Genomic DNA, 20,473 nt, shown 5'->3' on the forward strand with positions numbered 1-20,473 from the left:
CTGTTTTTATAGGTTTGTGGACGAAGAGTATAGCGAGTTGTACGCGGCCTGTGGCGCTGTTACTCGCGCCAATGCTCAAAATGAGAAAGCAGATGGTTGATGGCGAGCCTTGCCCGAAGCGGCAGGAATCGGCGATTCTGGTACACAATCCAGCTACTGGCATGTCTGCTCCAGTAGGGCTGCAATACCGGCACTACATCACCTTGCTCTAAAGCATCCAGGAAGCTGCTTTTGGGCATATAGGCGATCCCAAGCCCTTGTTTACAAGCCTCGGCAATAGCGTGGGCGTTATTGCTCCGCCAACGGCCGGAAATCCGGATGTTATAAGGCTTGCCGTCCATCTCAAACTGCCAGCTGTTGTTATTGGTGACCAGGCAGCTGTGGTGCTTCAGATGATCCGGATGATTGGGGATACCGTGTTGCTCCAGATATTCGGGGCTTGCCGCGGCCATCAGCGGACGGTCCAGCAACTTGCGGGCCACGAGTCCGGAATCCGCCAATTGACCATACCGGATGGCAAAGTCGATCCCGTCTTCAATGAAGTTGGTCATCCGGGTATCGAAATCCATTTCAATGGACAGTTCCGGATGGTTTCCAGCGAACTCAATCAGCGCGGGTGCAACGAATTGCTCTGCAAAAGCGCCGGCAGCACTGATGCGCAACGTGCCATTGAGTGTGACCTGCTCGGTGGCGACCTGTTCATTGGCTTGTTGCAAACCCGTGACCAGCTCCTTGCATTGCTGGTAATACAGTTGGCCCGCGTCCGTCAGGTTCACAGAGCGGGTCGATCTTGCGAATAAGGCGGCCCCCAGCCGATCCTCCAGCCGCGATACCTGGCGGCTGACGTGACTGGCGCTGATATCCAACTGTCTGGCTGCCGCGGTGAAGCCCTGGCACTCCGCAACGGTGACGAATTCGATGATGCCTTCGAAGCTGTCCATGGGGCCCTTGTTTTTGCCGTATTGTTGCTGTGTAGCAATAGTGATTTGGTATTTTATGGGATTATCATTCAAGCGAGGCATTATTACCATGGTGGTCATTCGTAGTCATACCCATGAATGTTAACGGGAGGACCCCATGAAGAAGATTCTGATTTTCGTTACCAACCACGGCACCCTGGGTGAAACCAATGAGGCAAATGGGACGTTTGCACCGGAGTTAACACACGCATTGCACCAGCTCCTGGAAGCCGGATTTGATTATGATCTGGTATCCATTAACGGCGGGAAGGCCCCGCTGTATGGCACAGATATAGAGGGCGATACGGTGAACAGCGAGCTGTTGGCCAGCGAGGATTTTCAGAATCGTATCAACAACACCATTCCCGTTGCGGATATTTCAGTGGAAGGCTACGACGCCATTTTCTATCCCGGCGGTTTTGGTCTCTTGTCGGATCTCGCAGACAACAAGAGTGTTGCCGCCCTGAGCGCGCGCCACTACGAATCGGGTGGCATCCTGGCAGCCGTGTGTCACGGCCCCGCCGGTCTGTTGCCTGTAACCCTCAGCAACGGTGAAAAGCTTTTGGCATCCCGATCGGTCACCGGCTTCACCCGTGAAGAGGAAGTCGATTACGGTACCATTGACAAGATTCCGTTTCTGCTTGAAGAGGCGTTGGCAAGAACGGCTCGCCAGTACAGCAAGGTACAGCCATGGCAGGAGTTCGTGGTTGAAGATGATCGCGTGATCACCGGGCAGAACCCTGCAAGCGCAGCCGCTGTCGGGGCGGCGATGGTTAAGCTTCTCTCCCGCTGATGTGAGGGCATGACCAGAGGCCTGGCCTGATCCAGGTTAGAGCTTTGTGTCCGGCGACACGAAGCTCTATCATCCCCTGCTTTGAACCACCAAAGGCTTGCTCCCCAAATGAAGTTTCCAACCGTCACCGTTGTTCTTGTTTCCGCGGCTCTTCTTGTTGTGCTCTGGGAACAGACGCAGGAAAAGCCGGGCCCGGTTGAGGCCAGTCGGTTTTCTGATTTGCGGGCGAACCCGGCAGAGCGGAGCGTGGCCATGGATTGGGTTGTGCAGCAGATTCCTCAGCTATGCGAGGACAGGCTGGATGAGGGAAACAGTGGGCAGGCAGCGAGCGAATGCGTGGAAGAGGCGCAGGCACGCACGTCGGCGTGCCGTCGCGAGATATACGATCGATTCCCCAGCATTATTGCGTCAGATACCGTATTCCGGGATCTGACGCTGACCGCTATGGAGTGCCTGGTTCCTCACCCGTCTCTCGTGCGTCCGTAGCAGAGGGTTTAACTCAGGGCTGTTTCCTTCCTGGCATTTGTTCGTTTTGATCTCTTGGGCGTCTTGCGCGCGGGTTTCCCGGCGTAAACCGTCTCGTAGTCCTTCAGCTCGAAGCGGTTCAGGCGCTTTTTGAGCGTTGCCAGCGACCAGGGCCAGGCGGCAAAGTTGCGGCCATTCTGGTCCAGATAGTAACTGCTGCACCCACCCGCATTGAAAACCGTGGTTTTCAGGTGTTTTTGAACCTTTTCGTTGTGCTCTTTAAGCACGTTCGGCTTGATGCTCAGTTTACTGATCGCTTTCCCTTTTATCTTCCACAGACCATCGATGATGTAGTCCAACTGAGCTTCTGCCAACTGGATGAACGAGTCGTATACCAGCACGTTGGGTCCGAGAATCAGGAAGGCGTTGGGGGTGTTTTCAATCGCCGTGCCGAGGTAAGCCTCGGGAGAGCTGTTCTTCCAGAGATCGGCAAGGCGTTCGCCCTTGTCATTGAAAACCTTTTGGCCAATTGGCGGATGGGAAACATCAAACCCGGTGCCCCAGATAATCACGTCCACTTCGCGGCGCTCGCCATTGGCGGCAATGACTGTGTTGCCTTCCACTTTCACCAGGCCGCTGGCAATGACCGACGTATTATCGGCCTGCAGTGCCGGGTAGTAATTGTTGGCAAACAGGATGCGTTTGCACCCGATGTCGAAGTTCGGTGTCAGCGCCTTGCGAAGCTCCGGATCTTTGACTTGAAGTCTGAGCAGCTGCTTTGCAGCCACGTTGACGGGTTTGAGAAAGGCCGGGTTGCGCAAGCCAAAGTTGATGACGTTCAGCGATCCCGCTACGGCTTTGCGCCAGGTGTTCTGAATGATTGGAAAGCGTTCAATGACCTCTTTGCTGACGTCTCCCAGTTCCATATCCGGTTTCGGGAGTACCCAGGGCGCCGTGCGCTGGAATACCGTCAGCTCCCCCGCTTTGGGTTGAATCTGCGGCACAAATTGAATCGCCGAAGCGCCAGTGCCAATGACGGCGATTCGCTTGCCGGTCAGGTCGTAGTCGTGGTTCCAGCGGGCAGAATGGAACATTTCGCCCTCAAAGGACTCGAGTCCCGGAATATTGGGGATCTGAGATTCCGTAATCGGCCCTGTGGCGAATACGACGGTTCTCGACAGGTAACGACCCTTGGTCGTGTCCAGCTCCCAAAGATGGTGATGGTCGTCCCAGACGGCACGTTCAAGCTCGTTATTAAACTCAATCAGTGGGTGGATGCCGAAATCGTCGCTGACCTCTTCGAGATAGCTGAGGATTTCCGGCTGTCTGGCAAACAGGTTGCTCCATTTGCTGCTCGGAGCGAAGGAGTAGGAGTAGAGCGATGACGGCACGTCACAACCGCACCCCGGGTAGGTGTTCTCACGCCAGGTTCCCCCGACGCGGCCGGCCTTTTCGATAATCTTGAAGTTGTGATAACCGCTCTTTTTCAGCTTGATCGCCGTAGCCAGGCCGGAAATGCCTGCGCCCACGATAAAGGTGTCAAAGATTTGAGTGTCCGCCAGTTTCTCGCTGTCGGTACGCTCGTTTGTTGTCTTTTGACGCTTGGATGAAGCCATGTTTGCTAACCGTGATTGCTGAATTATTTAACAAAGCCGTAGGACAGGCCGAGGAACTTGGCGTAAAGGCTCGGAGAGAACCGCTTCATGACCCAGAACAGTTTGGCGTCGAGTTGAGGCGTGGTGTAGAGGTGGCCTTTGTCCAGTCGATTCAGGGTGAGCCTGGCGACATCATCGCTTGTGGTCATGGCGTAGTTCATCAGAGCGTGATCGGCGAGCTTGGAATAGCGACCGGGAATTCGCCCGTTCTTGATGATGTTGGTGGGAACCAGGGTGGGACAAAGCACGTTGACCTTCACGCCGTGTTTTTTCAGTTCTGCGGAGAGCGTCTCCGACAAGGCGAGAACACCGGCCTTGGTCACGTTGTAGGCGCTCATTTCCGGCGCCGCCGTGTAGGACGCTGCGGAAGCCACGTTGATGATGGCTCCCTGGCCTGCACGCTTGAACTGGGGCACAAAGTAATGGCAGCCGTGTATAACGCCCCATAGGTTGACATCGGCACACCACTTCCAGTCATCGAGAGTGAGTTCATCGAACTTACCACCGAGACCCACGCCTGCATTGTTGATGACGAGTGTCGCGGGCTGGCTGAAAAACGTTTCGGCTTTCTCGGCCAGGTTCTCGACTTCCTCGGCTTTGCCGACATCGCATTGCACGGCATGACCGCTGGCACCCGCCTTTTTGACCAGTTCCAGTGTTTCCTGAGCGGCGGCCAGATTGATGTCGGCGCACACCACCGATCCATGGCGGCGTGCCAGTTCCAGCGCGAAGCTACGACCAATACCGCTGCCAGCGCCCGTGACTACGGCGCAGGCGTTGTAGCTCGGGCCGGTTGGTTTTCGGGAAAAGAGTGATTTCATAGTCGGTAAATTCTCAAGCAAAAAGAGTCTGTGTATCTCGGCAACCTCGGATCATCACGCGCGAACCGGCGGGATCACTTCCTTGACGAAGTACGGTGTCAGCAGGCCAGTCTCCGGGTTCAGTAGCCGTTCTTTGTAGTAGGCCAGGTACTCGGAGGTGTCATGGTCGTTGGGGTGGAAGCCGGGGCGGAGATAGTCGAATACGTGGCCGAGGGTGCTGCCATATACGCCGTCTTTACGGCCAACCAAGAGGCCAAGGCTGCGTCCCGCGTCCTTCCAGAAGCTGCGACTGATAAGTTTCCTCGGGTTGCGCAGGAATGGAATGGCGACGCCGCCTATCGGGACCAGAAACCAGATGGTGAACAACGCCAGGGCAAAGCCGGTGATGCGCAGGGGGTAGTTGCCGGAGAGTTGCTGGAATACATCGTAGGCGATGTCCTTGTGTTCGGACTCCTCCAGCATGTGCCACATCCACAGGCCACGCTGCTTCTCATCCTCACTGTGAAAGAAGTTGTCCTCGTGCTTCATCATGAATTCGGCAAGCACGGCGGTGAAGTGCTCGATGCCTGCCATCAGTGAGAGTTGAAGTGGTTGCGGGAATCGTTTGAAACCGTAGTTGAAAACATTCTCCGCCAGAAAGCGGTAAAGCGGCACCGGGAAACGGTGCTCTTTGAGGATTTCGTTCCACTCTTCGTGCACTTTTGAGTGCAGCGCTTCCTGGCCGATCAGTGCGGTGACCCGCTGCTTCAGTTCGGGATCGTCAAGCAGGTCTCGATGATAGCGCGCGGTGTCGATGACCAGTTCCTCGCCATAGGTCAGGAAGATCGACAGGGCCTCGAAGTAGGCCGAGGCCAGTTCCGCATTCAGATAGAAATTGGTGTCGGCATCCTCGACGTTGAAGTCAAACTTCATGTGGCGAATGGGCACTTTGGGCTTTTGAGCCACATAATCTTTGGCGCCTGATGTGGCTTTGGCTGCGGTAGCGGTTGTCATTGCAGATACCTCTGGAGGACGTCGGATGATCACTGGGCTGGAATAGATGGCAGCCTGAAGCGTGCTGCATTAAAGCCAGCGTAATCCGACATTTTGTTCGGATTCAATTCGGAACCGGGAAGAGGCAAAAGGCTTGCAGTGACTGAGTTTCAGGGGAGATTGGGTGGTTTATCGAGCGCTTGTTCGGGTTTTTGTTTCGAGTGTTTTGTGGAGGTCAGATTCCATTCAGTCCGCTGGTGCTCTGGTGAGCAGGTCTACCACCGTTTCAGCGATTTCTTCGAGATCTTCACGCTCGATGTAGATGCCATCGATCAGTAAGCGGGCCATGCCATGCAAGGCGGCCCAGCTTGCTTGTCCAGTGCGAAGCGCAGAGTGGCGGTCAGGCAGAACACCATGCGCCTGCATCTTTGCGACAAGTTCGACCCAGAGGCGAAAACTGGCTTTTGATATCTGCTGGAGCGAAGGAGTGGGGGTGCCGCCTTTCCATATCTCCCGACCGTACATCAGATCATAGGTTTCCGGGTTTTCATGGGCGAACCGGATATAAGCGCGGACCCAACGGTTGAATACCGCCTGACTGTTACCATTCTCGGGATCGTCCAGTATTTCCCGGGTCATGCTGTTCTGCTCTTTGAACCCCATTTCGGCAATGGCACAAAGCAGGGCGTTCTTGTCCTTGAAATGATGATACGGGGCCGTGCGGGAGACCCCTACCTGATCGGCCAGGCGCCGCATGGACAGACCCTCAATCCCGCTTTCACGAATGATGGCGTTGGCGGCGTTGACGAGTGCGGGGCGCAGTTCGCCGTGGTGGTAGGGTTTGGTTGTCATGGGTGGACAATAAATTTACAACTTGACGCTGTCAAGTTTGGGCGATATCTTGACGCTGTCAAAATCGACCGGGCGAAGAAAGCCTGGCGTTCGAACACGCAGAGGAGAGACCAAGCATGACTGCAAACCTATACCCGCACCTGATGGCCCCGCTGGATCTGGGCTTCACCACATTGAAGAACCGTGTGCTGATGGGTTCCATGCACACAAACCTGGAAGAGCAGCCGGGCGGCTTTGAAAAGCTGGCCGCGTTTTATTCTGCGCGTGCTCGTGGCGGGGTTGGCTTGATCGTTACCGGCGGCATCTCTCCCAACATTGAAGGTGTGGTATTTCACGGCGCTGCCCGGATGGATGACGAGGCGGAAGTGCCCCATCACCGGATTGTGACCGACGCGGTCCACGCCGCTGGCGGTAAAATCTGCATGCAGCTGCTTCACGCGGGGCGTTATGCGGCAACGCCGGCCGCGGTGGCGCCTTCCGCTATTCGTGCGCCGATCAGTCCTATTACACCTCGCGAGTTGAGCGACGAGGACGTCGAGAAGCAGATCGAAGACTATGCCCGCGGAGCCGAGCTTGCACGGGAGGCTGGATATGACGGCGTTGAGCTGATGGGCTCCGAGGGCTACCTCATCAACCAGTTCCTGGTGGCACGCACCAACCAGCGGACGGATCGCTGGGGCGGTAGCTACGAGAATCGTATGCGATTCCCGCTTGAGGTTATCCGCCGGGTTCGGGAGCGGGTCGGTGACGACTTCATCGTCATCTACCGCCTGTCCATGCTGGATCTGGTCGAAGAGGGTAGTACCTGGGATGAAGTGGTTACTCTGGCAAAAGAAGTCGAGAAGGCGGGTGTCACCATCATCAACACCGGCATCGGCTGGCATGAGGCGCGGGTGCCGACCATTGCCTCCAGTGTTCCGCGGGCGGCTTTCACCGGTGTAACCGAGAAGATCCGTTCCGAGGTGTCCGTTCCGGTGATCACCTGTAACCGCATCAACACTCCGGAAGTGGGGGAGCAGGCCATTGCTTCCGGTCAGTCTGACATGATTTCCATGGCCCGCCCGTTCCTGGCCGATCCCGATTTTGTTGCCAAGGCAGAAGCCGGTCGTGCGGATGAAATCAACACCTGTATCGGGTGTAACCAGGGCTGTCTGGACCATGTGTTCGAAGGCAAAATGACCACGTGTCTGGTTAACCCTCAAGCTTGTCGTGAAGATGAACCTGAAGTGCAGCCGACGGATGCGCCACGTCGGATTGCTGTCGTTGGTGCTGGCCCGGCGGGTATGATCGTGGCGGCGACAGCAGCGGAGCGTGGTCATAAAGTCACTCTGTTTGAGTCCCGCACCACTCTTGGGGGTGAGTATGAACTGGCAGCCCGCATTCCGGGCAAGGAAGAGTTTTTCGAGACCCTGCGTTACTACAAAAAGCGTTTTGAGAACGCCGGTGTAGAAGTCCGTTTAGGGCAGGTGGCCACCAAGGAAGAACTGTTGGCTGAGGGCTACGATGACGTAGTCGTTGCCACCGGCGTCCGCCCGTGGACACCGCCGATTCCTGGCCTGGAAAACGCCGAATACCTTGATTATCTGGATGTGCTGGAGCACGGCAAGCCGGTCGGTAAGCGTGTGGCCATCATCGGCGCAGGCCCCATCGGATTCGACGTTGCAGAATACCTGACGGAGTCTGACGAGCACGTACATCAGGGCAAGGAAGGTTTCATGGCGGAATGGGGCGTGGACACTCAGTTCGAGGCCCGCGGTGGACTGACCGAACCCAAACCCATGCCGGCCGTAGAGCGTGACATCTTCATGCTGGAGGTGCGTGACATGAAAGTCGGCAAGGACCTGAGCAAGACCACCGGCTGGATCCATCGCGAAGTCCTGAAGAAGCGTAACGTCCAGATGTGGGGCGGCGTCACTTTCAAGCAGGTGGACACTGGCCGGGTAGAGCTCGAGTTCCGCGGTGAGGAAAAGTCCCTCGACGTGGACACCGTGATTGTCTGTGCCGGCCAGCGTCCCCGTGCCGATCTGGCGGAAGAGTTGGAAGGCAGTGGCGTTAAGGTTCATCGGATTGGAGCCGCCCAGGAAGCTCGTGGTATGGATGCCAAGGTGGCGTTTGCGGCAGGTCTCGAGCTGGCTCGAACCCTGTAACAGGTTTGGAAAGGTGGTAGCGCCAGAGCGCTACCACCCCTTCCGTGTCTGTTCAGTTTGCTCTGGCCGTGTCAGCATTGTGTCGAAACCGATTTCAATGGCACTGCCTGAGGCGAAAACAGATGGACGAATCGTGGCTCAAAGCCCTCCCCAAAGCTGAACTGCACCTGCACCTTGAGGGTGCCCTCGAACCTGACCTGCTGTTCTCCCTCGCAAAGCGCAACGCCATTGATCTGCCGTGGGGGAGTGTGGATGCGCTGCGCCAGGCCTATTCCTTCAACAACCTTCAGGAGTTTCTGGATCTCTACTATCAGGGCGCTAATGTTCTGCGCACTGAGCAGGACTTTTACGACCTGACCCGGGCCTATCTGCAACGCTGTAAGGCGCAGGGTGTTGTGCATGTTGAACCCTTCTACGATCCCCAAACCCACACTGATCGCGGTATTCCCTTTGCTGTCGCCATGGAAGGGATTTCTTCAGCACTCCGTGACGGTCGGGATGAGTTTGGCATCACTAGCGGTCTGATTCTTAGTTTTTTGCGGCATCTTCCCGAAGAGGAAGCGTTCAAAACGTTGGAGCAGGCAATGCCTTACCGGGATTCATTTTTCGCGGTCGGGTTGGATAGTTCAGAGAAAGGCCATCCACCCAGCAAGTTTGAGCGGGTTTTTGCCAAGGCCAGGGCCGAAGGGTTTCTTGCCGTGGCCCATGCCGGAGAAGAAGGCCCTCCGGAGTACGTCTGGGAAGCTCTGGATCTGCTCAAGGTTAGTCGCATTGATCATGGCGTGCGTGCCGCCGAAGATCCACGACTTATTGAGCGGCTGGTTGAGGAGCAGATTCCTCTCACGGTTTGCCCGTTGTCCAACATCAAACTCTGTGTGTTCGATAATATGCAGGACCACAACATCCTGAAACTTCTTGAACAGGGTGTGAAAGTAACGGTGAATTCTGATGATCCGGCCTATTTCGGTGGTTATGTCCTCGAAAACTTCACGGCTTTGAGGGATGGCCTCGGAATGACGCAGGACCAGGCCAGGCGCCTGGCACAAAATAGTCTGGATGCGCGGTTGGTATCAGCTGTGTAATCCAAAACCCTGACGGGGTGTCTGGTTCAGGAAGGCAGAGTTAAGCGCTGAAAGGTGGCTTCGCAACGTCTGTTCGAAATCCATCTTGAAGACCGTCAACGGTGCCCGTTCAATGGCTTTTCTGGCAGCCTCGGGTGGGTGGGTCATGTGCCAGCATCCGATCAGCGCCTGCTGGCACTGCATGATGAACTGAAAACAGTCGTTTTCGTGCCGGCCAGTCGCGGCCTGGATAAGAGCCGATAGTTGCTGCAATTGGTCCAGCAGGAATAGCTTGAACTCACGGGCTTCCTCTTCGCTCAGGCCGGTTTCGAGAGCCATGTGCAGGATTGCCGTCAGCCCGCAGAAAAGAGGGTGGCCAATCAGCAGATCGGTGAAGTCTACTGCGTTGGCCAGGGGGGCGCGGGATTGGGCGTCCTGCACCAGATCCTTCAGTTCCCGTTGGTAGATGCGGATGAACAGAAGCTCTTTACTGCGGAAGTAACGGTAAAGCGCTGCTTTGGTCAGCCCGCTGGCTGACGCAACGTCAGCCAGCGTCAGCTGATCATAGCGACGGCTGACAAACAGCTCCGCCGCCGCATCGAGGATGTGTTGTTCCCGCGCCAGCTTTTCCGCTTGCGTGCGAGCGCGCTGTTTACCGCCACAAAGCCTGCTTTTCATTGTTCCCTTAAGCCTGTAGCCAGCCGGCCAGGCGACGTGTCATGAGTCGAGGTGAAAGTTTGCCGAACCATACCGTCAACTTGTTGGTCAGTCCAGGGATGACGATGGCTTTACGCCGTTTGGCGAGAGAAGCCCGAACAACGGCTTGGGTGGTCATCGCGCCGGCCTTGAAGAGTTTTGTTTCCGCAATGTTGGCTTCGGTGGCGAACTCGGACGCTGTGGGGCCGGGGCAAAGCGTGCTCACCTTGATATTAGTATCGCGAAGCTCTTCATGAAGTGCTTCCGTAAAAGACAGGACGAAGGCTTTGCTGGCATAGTAAACCGCCATGTTGGGGCCGCCTTGGAAAGCCGCAGTAGACGCGACATTGATGATAAAGCCCTCCTGAGACGCCTTAAGATTACCCATCAGCTTCCAGGTCAGTGCGACCAGCGACGTCACGTTCACCTGGATCATGTTGAGCTGGCGTTCCAGTGACAGCTCTGTGAAGGCGCCACGGTCGCCGAAGCCGGCATTATTCACCAACCCTTTCAGTGTCCAGCCTGAAGCCTCAACAGCTTTGGCGATCTGGTCGGTACCGTCCGCTGTTGCCAGATCGGCGGCCAGAACTTCGACCGTTATACCGTGAGCGCCGGAGAGTTCACGGGCGAGTGCAGACAGGCGCTCTTCCCGCCGAGCGACAAGGATCAGGTTCTGTTTTTCAGCCGCGAGTGCGCGCGCAAACTCTTCACCAATGCCGGCGCTGGCTCCTGTGATCATTACATAGTTCATGGTGCTCTCCAAGTTAAGTGAACGTAGGTTATTTAATATACGTACCGCTGCCTCTCGTGTAAATAACCTATGGTTACTTATTTTTAGTTCTCCGTTTCGTAACCGACGAAACCTGGCATCTTCGGTAACATGCTCGCCAATACACCATGTCCCTTTCAGAGTTGAAAAAATAATGGCTAAGAAGTCATTCCCCCAAAAAATATTGCGCCTTATGACGCGGTTGGTGGCCGCCGTGATCGCGTTTATGCTGCTGATCGTTCTCCTGTTTCGATTCGTGAACCCGCCGACCTCAGCGTTTATGCTGGCTCACCAGGTTGAGTATCCTGATCAGCGATTACAGCAGAGCTGGGTGGCTCTGGATGAGGTATCCCCGTGGATGCCGTTGGCGGTGATGGCCAGCGAGGATCAGCGCTTTCCCGAGCACTGGGGCGTGGACTTTGTGGCGATTCGCAAGGCGCTTTCCGAGTACTCGGCCGGTGACGGGCTTCGCGGGGCCAGCACCATCACTCAGCAAACCGCGAAGAATCTGTTTCTCTGGAACGGGCGGAGTTTCATTCGCAAGTTGATTGAGGCCGCCCTGGCGCTTGGAATGGAGCTTTTGTGGCCAAAGGAGCGGATACTGGAGGTTTACCTTAATATCGCCGAATTCGGTCCGGGGATTTATGGTGTCGAGGCGGCCAGTCAGGCGTTTTTTGGTCGGTCGGCCCGGCTTCTGAATGACTATCAGTCTGCCCTTCTGGCAGCTGTTCTGCCCAACCCCAAGGTGCTGGACGCGGGCATGCCCTCTGCCTACGTTCAGCAAAGAGTGTCCTGGATACGCAATCAGATGCCGAGGTTGCCGCAGCAAATAAAGTGAATCCGGTTTCTGCCGATAGACTAATCTGGAAACAGACTAAGTACGTTGGCCATTGAAGGATCGCTTTCATGTTCGGGAATAAACTGCGCCAGGAAAATGCTCATCTGAAAGAAGAACTCTACATGGTTCAGCAGTTCCTCGAGGACGTGGGGCTGGAACTGATGGAGATGGATCTGGATAGCGCAGGTATCATCACTGCCTGCAACAAAGTCTGTATCTCCGAGTTTGAATGCAATGAGCAGGACCTGGTCGGTAAGCACGTCCGTGATCTGCTCCCCCCCCAGCTTCAAAGCGGGGCAAGAACAGAACCCATGACATCTGCCCTTCGCGAGGAGCGGTTTTGGATCGGGCACTGGGAGATTCAGGATCTGAAGGGCGAAACCATGTGGCTTCGAGGCGCGGTCTGCCCGATCAGAAATATTCACGGCGATCTGGACCATTTCACAATCTATGCCAACAATCTTACCGAGATTATCGAGACCGCAAAGGAACATGAGAACCAGATAGCGGCAATGCAACGATCCATGGCGGTTATCGAATTTGATCTTCAGGGCAACGTTCTTCAGGCGAATGAGTTGTTCCTGAATTCCATGGGCTATTCCCTGGATGAAATCAAAGGAAAACACCACCGGATGTTTTGCCCGCCGGATATCGCCAACTCACCGGATTATGAACGCTTCTGGGATCGATTGAGAGGGGGCGATTTCGTAGCTGATCGTTTTCGCCGCGTTGACAAAAATGGGAACGAGGTATGGCTCGAAGCCTCCTACAATCCGCTGAAGAACACCCACGATGAATTATACAAGGTCGTGAAATTTGCCACCGTGATCACCGATCAGGTCAAGCAGGAGCAGGATGTCGCAAACGCCGCCAGGGTTGCCTATGAAACCTCAACAGCGACCGATGCCAGCGCCAAGCGCGGTATAGCCGTGATGGATAATACGGCTGAGGTTATGCACCAGTTGGCGGCTCAGATGACGGAGGCGGTGGCCAGCATTGGCAACCTGGACCAGCAGTCGCAGACGATCAACACGATCATCGAGAGCATTAGCGGTATCGCGGAACAAACCAACCTGCTGGCGCTCAATGCGGCCATCGAGGCTGCTCGCGCGGGCGAACAGGGGCGAGGGTTCGCTGTCGTCGCAGATGAGGTCCGTCAGCTCGCATCGCGCACGTCGGAAGCCACCGATGAAATTGTGGGTGTTGTCAGTAAAAACCAGGAACTGACCAAGGCTGCTGTCGATATTATCGAATCCGGCAAGGCTAGAGCGGAGGAAGTGACCGGGCTGGTCAACGAATCACGGGGCGTGATCAATGAGATACAGGATGCCGCCCGTCAGGTGGTTGATGCGGTATCGCAGTTTGCTAATAGGTTGGTGAAGTGACGTAGCGTGGATTGGCTAACCGGCTCGGCCAATCCTAGTTGGCGCTGAGCTCCTGTGCCCAGGCACAGAATGCCTCGAGCGGCATGGGTTTCGCAAACAGGTAGCCTTGCAGGCGGTCACAGCCCAGGTCGTTGAGTGCTTCCATGGTTTGCCGATCTTCAACGCCTTCCGCGACCGTTTCGAGGCTGAGGCTCTCGGCAAGTTTCAGAGTGCTTTGTACGATGCCCAGATCGTTGCGGCTGGAGCACATCTGGCTGATAAAACAGCGGTCGATTTTCAGCTCGTGGATGGGCAGACGGCTCAGATAGGCGAGTGAAGAATAACCGGTGCCGAAGTCATCAAGGGCGATCTTGCAGCCACTGTCGGCGATTCTGAGCAGTGAACCAATAACCGCCTCCATGTTGTGCATCATGGACGTTTCCGTGACCTCGAAGATGATCCGATCCATGGGGATTCCATGCTCTCTTATGCCAGCCAGGGCACTTGGGACAAAGTGGCTGTTGGTGAGGTTCTGCACCGAGAGATTGATGCTGCAGGTGAGGTCAAGCTCGCGTTCACGCAGAGTCTGCATGACCTTGCAGGCCTGATCGACAACGTATCGGGAGAGCATGTCCATCAGGCCTGCGTTTTCTGCAATTTCAATGACCTCCCAGGGTGGCACGGTGCCAAACTGTGGGCTGTGCCAGCGCAGAAGGACTTCAAAACCCACCAGTTCCTGCCCGGTTCTGTTCATCTGGGGTTGCAGATAAAGCTCGATTTCTCCGGCGTCAATCGCGGAGGGTAACGCCGTCAGAAGGTCGAGACGGCGCCGGGCGAAATCGGAAATTCCCTCGTTATAGATCTGAACCGGCGTCTTGCTTGTTTGGCTGCGATCCTTTGCGGCGGATGCGTGCTGGTACAGTATCTCGGTGGTGTTGCCATGGTCTGGCGAGATTGCTACGCCGCAGTGCAGGTTCATGAAAACAGGCAGTCTCACCGAGTGCAGGGCAACCTCGTGGTATCCGACAACCTGCTCAACAAATGGCTCCAGAGGCCCTACCAGTTTGCTCAGGTTGAGTACAAAAACCGCTGAGCCAAACTCCGGAATCGCGATGTAAGCCGGCAACCTCTGTTCGAGGCAAACCGGGCCCGAAAGTCCGGCCAGCGTATGATTCAGTTTTCTAGCCAACTGGCAGAACATTTCCTCTGCCAGGTTGTGGCCCATACTGGACGCGATTTCCCGCACTTGGGGATACTCAACCAGTACTAATGCCAGTCGGTCGTCTTTGCCCAACTGACTCTGTAAACGTTGGTTGAGTAGTGAGGTGTTGGGCAGTTTGGTGATGGAGTCGTGCATGGCTTGTTCCAGGCTCTGCATTTCCAGATCCTGAACCTGTCGTTCTGCCAGCTGCTGCTTACGCATGGCAGAAAGTTTTCTGGCGCGTTCGTCTTTGATTCGGTGAGCAAGCGCAAAGGACAGCAGAAGGACTTCGGCCGCTGAGCCTGCCTGCATCGCATGGTTGGCCACAAAGCCTACCGGGACAATACTGAATACGCTCAGGAGATAGATAGATGTACCCGCGGCGAAACTGGTCCAGGCGAGGACAAAGTAACGTGCGATGGTGACACCTGCGCGCAAGCCGGCGATGCCCACCGCAATGAGTAGCACGATGACCAGAGAGCCAAGCAAACCTGCGAACAGCGCTCCGTGTAATGGATCGACCCAGGTCACTATTAGCAGAACGCCGGCGAGCCCCGCCGCGACCTTCATGCTGATCTCCCAGCGCGGTGAAATCTCGCGCCACTCAAGAAAGCTGTGGGCAAAGAGCAGGGCACAGAATGAAACCAAGGCGGTGCCCACTGGGACCAGGTAGCGCGTGAGGAGCGGTTCGCCCGCCCATAGCCACGCATTGCCAAGCCCCGAGAGGCTTAACATCAGCAGGCTGATAGAAGCCAGGTAGAGCACGTAGTGAATGTAAGCGAGGTCCCTGAGTGAGAAGAACAGGAACAGGTTGTAGATCACCAGTGCACAAAGAATGCCGAAGTAAACTCCCCAGTAGACACTCTCCATGGCGAAATGATTCAGCAACTGGTCCTCTCGCTGCAATTCAACAGGGATCTGCATGGAGGTTGCCGAACGGGCACGAAGAACAAGCTCTACTTCGCCGTTTAAGTTCTCGGGCAGGGGCAGAGCGATCTTATAGCTCCGGGGTTGCTTGCGCTGTTTTTCGATCGTCTGCCGGCTGACTTGATAGAACGGCACAGATTGGCCGTCTCGGAACAGGTAAACGTCGACCTCTTCCAGAAGAGGGTAGGGAATAGAAAGGTACCATTGCCCATCCAGGGGTTGCCGGATCTGAAGTATCACTCTTACCCATGCGGTAACGTCGGTAAACCCGAGATTGAGAATGCTGCCTTCGGTATTTTTCTGCCACCGTCCTCTTTCCCGAACCTGTGACAGACTCAGATCCTCGTTGTCCACGAGGTATTCAATATCGCTGTTCAGATCGACACGGCCTGTTGCCGTGTCAACCTCTCGCATATCCGCGCTGGCATACAAGGCGTAAAGGAGAGTGAGAATCGCTGCTCCCAGAGCCCAGGATCTGAATGTTGCCATACGCCCTGCCAGCATCTTACTCGTCCAACGGTTTGATCAGGCGGCCGGAAAAGCCAAGTGATTCAGCCTCGCGGCAAAACTCCGCAAACTCGCTGTCTGCCAGCTCACCGTCTTGCAGCAGGACCAGAGCCTCTACCAGGCACCCGGGAATATCCTTGCTATTCCAGTCTGGCATTCGGGGGCGCATCATGAAGTCATCGTGGGACAAGACAACCTTTTCGACACTGATCTGATGCCGTTTCAGGATCGCCCTCGCCTGATACGATATACAGGGGTGAGTGTCGTCGGCAATCAGGGAACCGGCGGGAATGTGCTGGTGGAAATCCAATACCGCATCGCCGTGGTGGGTCAATGCTATAAAAAGCTTTTCGTCGTTGAGGTAATCGAGATTGGACGTGCGCAGGATGGAACCCTGCGGGGTTTTGATTTCCTCGTCTTCCTGGTATCGCGGGTCGAGCCCGATGACCCTCCCGAACTGGCTGGCTAAGTCCTGGCAAACCGCGTTTCCGATCCGTCCCGCGCCTCCAAGCACAACAATGCTTTTCTGCTGGCTGTATTGTGGGCGTTCAGCCATCTGGCGAGCGATGTCCCAAATCATGTAGCGCGTGCCAAGGCTTCCATCGACCAGTGGTTCGCGAATCTCCATTCCTGCCTTCTTTACAAAGTTTGGCAGACGTCCCACCAGGGCGATCCGTTTGATCCCGGGGTAGTCCTTCTGGAGCTGGTTGATGTAGCTCCGGACTTTCCCGGTATCATTCTGGAGTTCATGCTCGAAAAACTGCGGTGCTATTAGCAGCCCCCGCATTGCGCCATTGCGGATGAATCCGAGAACAACATTTGGCGGCAGTCGTTTGGCCATCCAGGGCGTGAAATAGGCGCCGACCTGCTGTTCATTACCATAGACCGCAAACAGGAACTCAGGTTTGGCCCAGGCGTTAACGAGTGGGCGCAAGTAGGTGTTGGCAAGCAGAACCGCCAGGCGACGGCTGCTTTTCCAGAGTGAGCGCTTGTATTTGGTTTTGAGCTGTTGCCACGACGAAGAAGATGTATGAGATCCGTTCATTTTATAGTTAGGTAAGCGTCCATAAATAAGCGTTACGGCAAGACGCGACCTGGGGTCCAGGGCAGCGGGACTCCGGTCATTGCCATGAATGTGGACGTCGGAAACGTCTACCGCATTGAAATATAACAGCTTTAGCCTCCTTGCGCTTGCCCTTTTACCTGAAACAGTCTGGACCAAGTCAATGGATTCCGCCATCGACAGCACGTCGCTTTTTGATACCGCTAGCCCATGTCTTTGTCCTTTCAGGCCTTTGATGCTCTTCAATGGAACATAAATTGAGCGCTCTCGTTTTCTCCCAACGGTTTCTGATTCAAACAACAAGGAGAAAAGCAGATGCCTCAAAGCATGCGGCCGAAGGTCCGTCCCCATCATTTAGCTGCCTTTACCATTGCCCTCGCAGCGGTGGGGTGTGTTGAAACCTCATCCGAGCAGAAAGCCTCCGATCAGGCTGTCAGTGCCAATTCTGCGCCGCCGCAGGCGTGTGACAATCCTGGTGGGGGTAATCCGCCAGCGTGCGAAGTGCCGCCGCCGGTCTCCTGTTCCGAGGACACGCCTCTTGACGGGGGGCGGAGCTATCCGGTCATGCTGACCTCCGCGAGTGGAGAGACCATTGCTTTCCAGGTTCTTGAGCCAATTGGAGGCATCGATTGCTCCAAGGGACATCCCCTGGTTTTGCATGGGCACGGTTTCGGTGGATCTCGCAGCGTTGACGGCTTTGAGAATTATCGCAAGGCGGGATTTGCTGTTATCTCAATTGATCAGCGCGGCTTCGGCGAGAGCACGGGAACCGTTCGTGTGATGGATCCTGAGTTTGAAGGACAGGATCTGATTCAGATCCTTGACTGGGCAGAAGAGAATCTGAAGTACCTGCGTTACCGGAATGAGCCCCAGCTGCCGGCGGGCTTGAACCCGAACCCTGTTGTTGGCGCGATTGGAGGAAGCTACGGAGGCGGCTTTCAGCTGCTGCTGCATGGACAGGACCCCCGGCAACGTCTTGATGCGATCGTTCCCGACATTACCTGGTATGATCTGCGCAACAGCCTGAACCCAGGTAATGTCATCAAAACCGGTTGGGATCTGGTTCTGGTCGCCGGTGGTGAAGCCGGGTCCACCCCGAACGGCAATGGCGGTCTGGATCCCATTATTCGCGAGATCCTGGCACAGGGCGCGACGCTGAATCGCTTCCCTGAAGCTGGACTGGATTTCTTCTACTACCATAGCCCGGCGTACCGCTGCGAGGGTGAACCGGTCTCGGTGCAGGAATCGACGGACTTGCTGAGTTACCAGATCAATCCACCGGCTTTTGATGTGGAGCCGACGGCTTACCCGGCAGTAGATGTTCTTCTCACCCAGGGTATGAAGGACACCCTGTTTAACTTTAACGAAGCGTGGCGCAACTTCGAGTGTCTCAAGAGTCGTGGTGGCGACGTACGTCTGTTGACTCACCAAACGGGCCACATACTGCCGCTTGAAGCTCCCGATGAGTTGCAGCCTGCAGAGTATCTTGATCCGACCGCCGATTTGCTGGAACTACCTGGCTTCCAGGCCGCGGCCGGCCAGTTTGCCTGTGGCGATATTTCGATTTCCGATGCCACCCTGAACTGGCTTGAGCATCATCTGCAGGGTAAACCCTTGGCCAGCTATTTTGACGGAACCGACTCAGAAGTCTGTCTGTCGCTGGACGATGGCCAGTCCATCCGTGTTCCGATGGATGAGTTTCCCGCACCTCCACTGAGTGGCGAGGCCCTGGACGGCGCACAGGTTGTGGAGCGTTCAGTCGCAACCGACCTGCCGGTGGCTTCCGGGTACGAAGCGGTTGCGACCGCGACGCAGCCTCCGGCAGCGCTACCCCTGGGGGAGGCCGGCGCAAGCGGGCTCATCATTGGAGGTATTCCGACAGCCACACTGTCCGTCTCTGATCTGTTGGGGCGTACGACCTGTGAGGTGGAGCTCGATCCATATGCCGCCGGTTGTGACCCGATTGTATTCGTCGGGTTGGGCAAGCGTCCGGCTGGTGAGAGCCGATGGCAGCTGATCGATGATCAGATCAAACCTGTTCGGGGCCTGAAAGATCAGGAGGTCGTAGAATTGGTAGGCATTGCTGAGGCTCTTATGCCAGGTGACGAGCTGGCACTGCTTGTCTATGGCTTCCACCCGCAGTACCCGGCGAGTTGGTCCCGGGATGCTTTGGTGCCCTTTGTGAACATCGAGGGCACGGTGCAACTTCCTGTCCTGGGAGGCTCCCTCTAACCCAGTACCCTGATGCTTTCTTCCAGTGTCGTTGCTACTGACGCTCTTGATCGCCATTGGCACAGCCATTGGCCGTGCTGGCATCTATCGGGGAGTGAAAAACGGCTCTTCCCGGAGATGCCCCGGCGATCCTCCGAACCAGCCACGGAAGGCGCGGTGAAAAGCCCCGGTTTCGGAATACCCGAGTAGCTCGGCAATCGTGGCGATGGAGCTGCCACGGTTGAGCTCCCGGATGGCGATTTCTTTCAGAACTTCCTCTTTAAGCTGGCGAAAGCTTGTGCCCTGGCGGGCCAGCTTTCGCTGCAGGTTACGTGCATTCGTCTGCATTGAGTGAGCGCACTGAGTCACGCTGGCCTGGGCCAGACCGTGGTTGGCGATAAATCCCCGGATATTCATCAGCAATTCAGAGCCCTTCTGCTTCGCATTGAGAAGCTGATGGGCGTAATCGAGACTGAGCTGATAAAGCGTCGGGTCGCACCCCGTGATCGGTACGTTGAAATTGTCGGTGTCGAGTTCGAAGCCGAACCGATCACCCTCTGCGACGAGCGGCAGGTTCAGGAGCGATGACAATCCCTTGCGGTCCAGAGCCAAGTGGGCCGGCACAACCAGACTCCGAACCTCGACGCGCTGGTCGAAGAGCTCCCGAATGTAGCGAATGGTTCCTGCGATAACCGACAGGATCTGCTGCGGGCTGGCATCCAGTGCGGCCGGGGTTTCTTCATAGAGGCAACGTAGCGTCTTTTCCCCCGGTTGCATCCCGTAGCGGAATACCCCGTTCTCACTGATCAGCGTCTGGAAGGTTGCCACGTGTTTCAGTGCCAGGCTGACCGAAGGGCAGTGCCAGAGCAGCGGTGCCAGAACCCCGATACTGCGGTAGTCCTGGCTCAACCCGATGCGCACGCCAAGTAAAGGATCGTCGGACAGCGCTGCGGCCTTGTGCCAGAGCCTGCGGGCGGAAACCAGGTCAAGCCGCCCGATATGGTCCGTTTGCCCCGGGACGAAGCCGGGCAGCTCAGAGGCCAGTTTCGCGGTATCAAGCCCATGCCTTTCAAATGAGCGCAGTAGCGAATTGACCCAGACGTTGGCAATCGATAAGTGGTCCATAGGTGCCCCGGGATGCATTTTGCGAATATAGATTAGCAGATAAATTG

At 56.0% G+C, this 20,473-nt stretch carries 17 protein-coding genes; 7 read left to right on the forward strand and 10 right to left on the reverse strand.

What is annotated here, in order from left to right; genetic code table 11:
- Positions 1 to 59: 59 nt before the first annotated feature.
- A complete protein-coding gene (locus D777_RS07385; RefSeq protein ID WP_036130131.1) occupies positions 60 to 941 on the reverse strand; it encodes a LysR family transcriptional regulator in 882 nt (293 codons plus the stop codon).
- A gap of 136 nt (positions 942 to 1,077) precedes the next feature.
- On the opposite strand from D777_RS07385, the gene D777_RS07390 reads away from it, so the two are divergent.
- The gene (locus D777_RS07390) at positions 1,078 to 1,752 is read left to right on the forward strand and encodes a type 1 glutamine amidotransferase domain-containing protein (protein WP_036130134.1); all 675 of its coding nucleotides are present in this window, start codon (positions 1,078 to 1,080) and stop codon (positions 1,750 to 1,752) included.
- A 108-nt stretch (positions 1,753 to 1,860) separates the two neighbouring features.
- The gene (locus D777_RS07395) at positions 1,861 to 2,238 is read left to right on the forward strand and encodes a hypothetical protein (RefSeq protein WP_036130136.1); all 378 of its coding nucleotides are present in this window, start codon (positions 1,861 to 1,863) and stop codon (positions 2,236 to 2,238) included.
- An 8-nt stretch (positions 2,239 to 2,246) separates the two neighbouring features.
- On the opposite strand, the gene D777_RS07400 is transcribed toward D777_RS07395, so the two are convergent.
- From D777_RS07400 to D777_RS07415, 4 genes are all read right to left on the reverse strand, one after another.
- Positions 2,247 to 3,833 (reverse strand): flavin-containing monooxygenase, encoded by a 1,587-nt coding sequence (locus D777_RS07400; protein WP_081849498.1) that lies wholly within the window; start codon positions 3,831 to 3,833, stop codon positions 2,247 to 2,249.
- 23 nt (positions 3,834 to 3,856) lie between these two features.
- Complete coding sequence (locus tag D777_RS07405; RefSeq protein WP_036130139.1) at positions 3,857 to 4,693, reverse strand: SDR family NAD(P)-dependent oxidoreductase; 837 nt, start codon at positions 4,691 to 4,693, stop codon at positions 3,857 to 3,859.
- A gap of 54 nt (positions 4,694 to 4,747) precedes the next feature.
- Positions 4,748 to 5,686: a metal-dependent hydrolase gene (locus tag D777_RS07410; protein ID WP_036130141.1), complete on the reverse strand. Its 939-nt coding sequence runs from the start codon at positions 5,684 to 5,686 to the stop codon at positions 4,748 to 4,750.
- A gap of 225 nt (positions 5,687 to 5,911) precedes the next feature.
- Positions 5,912 to 6,517, reverse strand: a complete 606-nt coding sequence (locus tag D777_RS07415) for a TetR/AcrR family transcriptional regulator (RefSeq protein WP_036130144.1) — start codon at positions 6,515 to 6,517, stop codon at positions 5,912 to 5,914.
- A 116-nt stretch (positions 6,518 to 6,633) separates the two neighbouring features.
- On the opposite strand from D777_RS07415, the gene D777_RS07420 reads away from it, so the two are divergent.
- Together D777_RS07420 and D777_RS07425 are read left to right on the forward strand one after the other, a co-directional pair.
- Positions 6,634 to 8,664 carry an oxidoreductase gene (locus D777_RS07420; protein WP_036130147.1) on the forward strand — a complete coding sequence of 677 codons (2,031 nt, stop codon included), beginning with the start codon at positions 6,634 to 6,636 and terminating at the stop codon, positions 8,662 to 8,664.
- 122 nt (positions 8,665 to 8,786) lie between these two features.
- Positions 8,787 to 9,746 carry an adenosine deaminase gene (locus tag D777_RS07425; protein WP_036130150.1) on the forward strand — a complete coding sequence of 320 codons (960 nt, stop codon included), beginning with the start codon at positions 8,787 to 8,789 and terminating at the stop codon, positions 9,744 to 9,746.
- Here the strand turns inward: D777_RS07425 and D777_RS07430 are convergent.
- Both D777_RS07430 and D777_RS07435 read right to left on the reverse strand, forming a co-directional pair.
- Entirely contained in the window at positions 9,735 to 10,403 is a 669-nt protein-coding gene (locus D777_RS07430; RefSeq protein ID WP_036130154.1) for a TetR family transcriptional regulator, read from the reverse strand. The two genes, D777_RS07425 and D777_RS07430, sit on opposite strands and share 12 nt — an antisense overlap.
- Before the next feature lie 7 nt (positions 10,404 to 10,410).
- A complete protein-coding gene (locus D777_RS07435) occupies positions 10,411 to 11,172 on the reverse strand; it encodes an SDR family NAD(P)-dependent oxidoreductase (protein ID WP_036130157.1) in 762 nt (253 codons plus the stop codon).
- 172 nt (positions 11,173 to 11,344) lie between these two features.
- Here D777_RS07435 and mtgA point away from each other — a divergent pair, with 172 nt between their 5' ends.
- Together mtgA and D777_RS07445 are read left to right on the forward strand one after the other, a co-directional pair.
- On the forward strand, positions 11,345 to 12,028 hold the full coding sequence (gene mtgA, locus D777_RS07440) for a monofunctional biosynthetic peptidoglycan transglycosylase (protein ID WP_036130158.1): 684 nt from the start codon (positions 11,345 to 11,347) through the stop codon (positions 12,026 to 12,028).
- Positions 12,029 to 12,096: 68 nt separating this feature from the next.
- On the forward strand, positions 12,097 to 13,413 hold the full coding sequence (locus tag D777_RS07445; protein WP_036130160.1) for a methyl-accepting chemotaxis protein: 1,317 nt from the start codon (positions 12,097 to 12,099) through the stop codon (positions 13,411 to 13,413).
- Between the two features lie 34 nt (positions 13,414 to 13,447).
- Here the strand turns inward: D777_RS07445 and D777_RS07450 are convergent, their stop codons facing one another.
- Together D777_RS07450 and D777_RS07455 are read right to left on the reverse strand one after the other, a co-directional pair.
- Positions 13,448 to 16,009, reverse strand: coding sequence for an EAL domain-containing protein (locus D777_RS07450; RefSeq protein WP_160171429.1), 2,562 nt, complete (start codon positions 16,007 to 16,009; stop codon positions 13,448 to 13,450).
- Between the two features lie 16 nt (positions 16,010 to 16,025).
- Positions 16,026 to 17,072 carry an NAD-dependent epimerase/dehydratase family protein gene (locus D777_RS07455; protein ID WP_036130165.1) on the reverse strand — a complete coding sequence of 349 codons (1,047 nt, stop codon included), beginning with the start codon at positions 17,070 to 17,072 and terminating at the stop codon, positions 16,026 to 16,028.
- 333 nt (positions 17,073 to 17,405) lie between these two features.
- Between D777_RS07455 and D777_RS07460 the strand changes: the two genes are divergently transcribed.
- Positions 17,406 to 19,322 (forward strand): alpha/beta fold hydrolase, encoded by a 1,917-nt coding sequence (locus D777_RS07460; RefSeq protein ID WP_051669003.1) that lies wholly within the window; start codon positions 17,406 to 17,408, stop codon positions 19,320 to 19,322.
- A gap of 84 nt (positions 19,323 to 19,406) precedes the next feature.
- Here the strand turns inward: D777_RS07460 and D777_RS07465 are convergent, their stop codons facing one another.
- Positions 19,407 to 20,426: an AraC family transcriptional regulator gene (locus D777_RS07465; RefSeq protein WP_036130167.1), complete on the reverse strand. Its 1,020-nt coding sequence runs from the start codon at positions 20,424 to 20,426 to the stop codon at positions 19,407 to 19,409.
- Positions 20,427 to 20,473 lie beyond the last annotated feature (47 nt).

Source organism: Marinobacter nitratireducens (genome assembly GCF_000708045.1).
GTDB lineage: Bacteria > Pseudomonadota > Gammaproteobacteria > Pseudomonadales > Oleiphilaceae > Marinobacter > Marinobacter nitratireducens.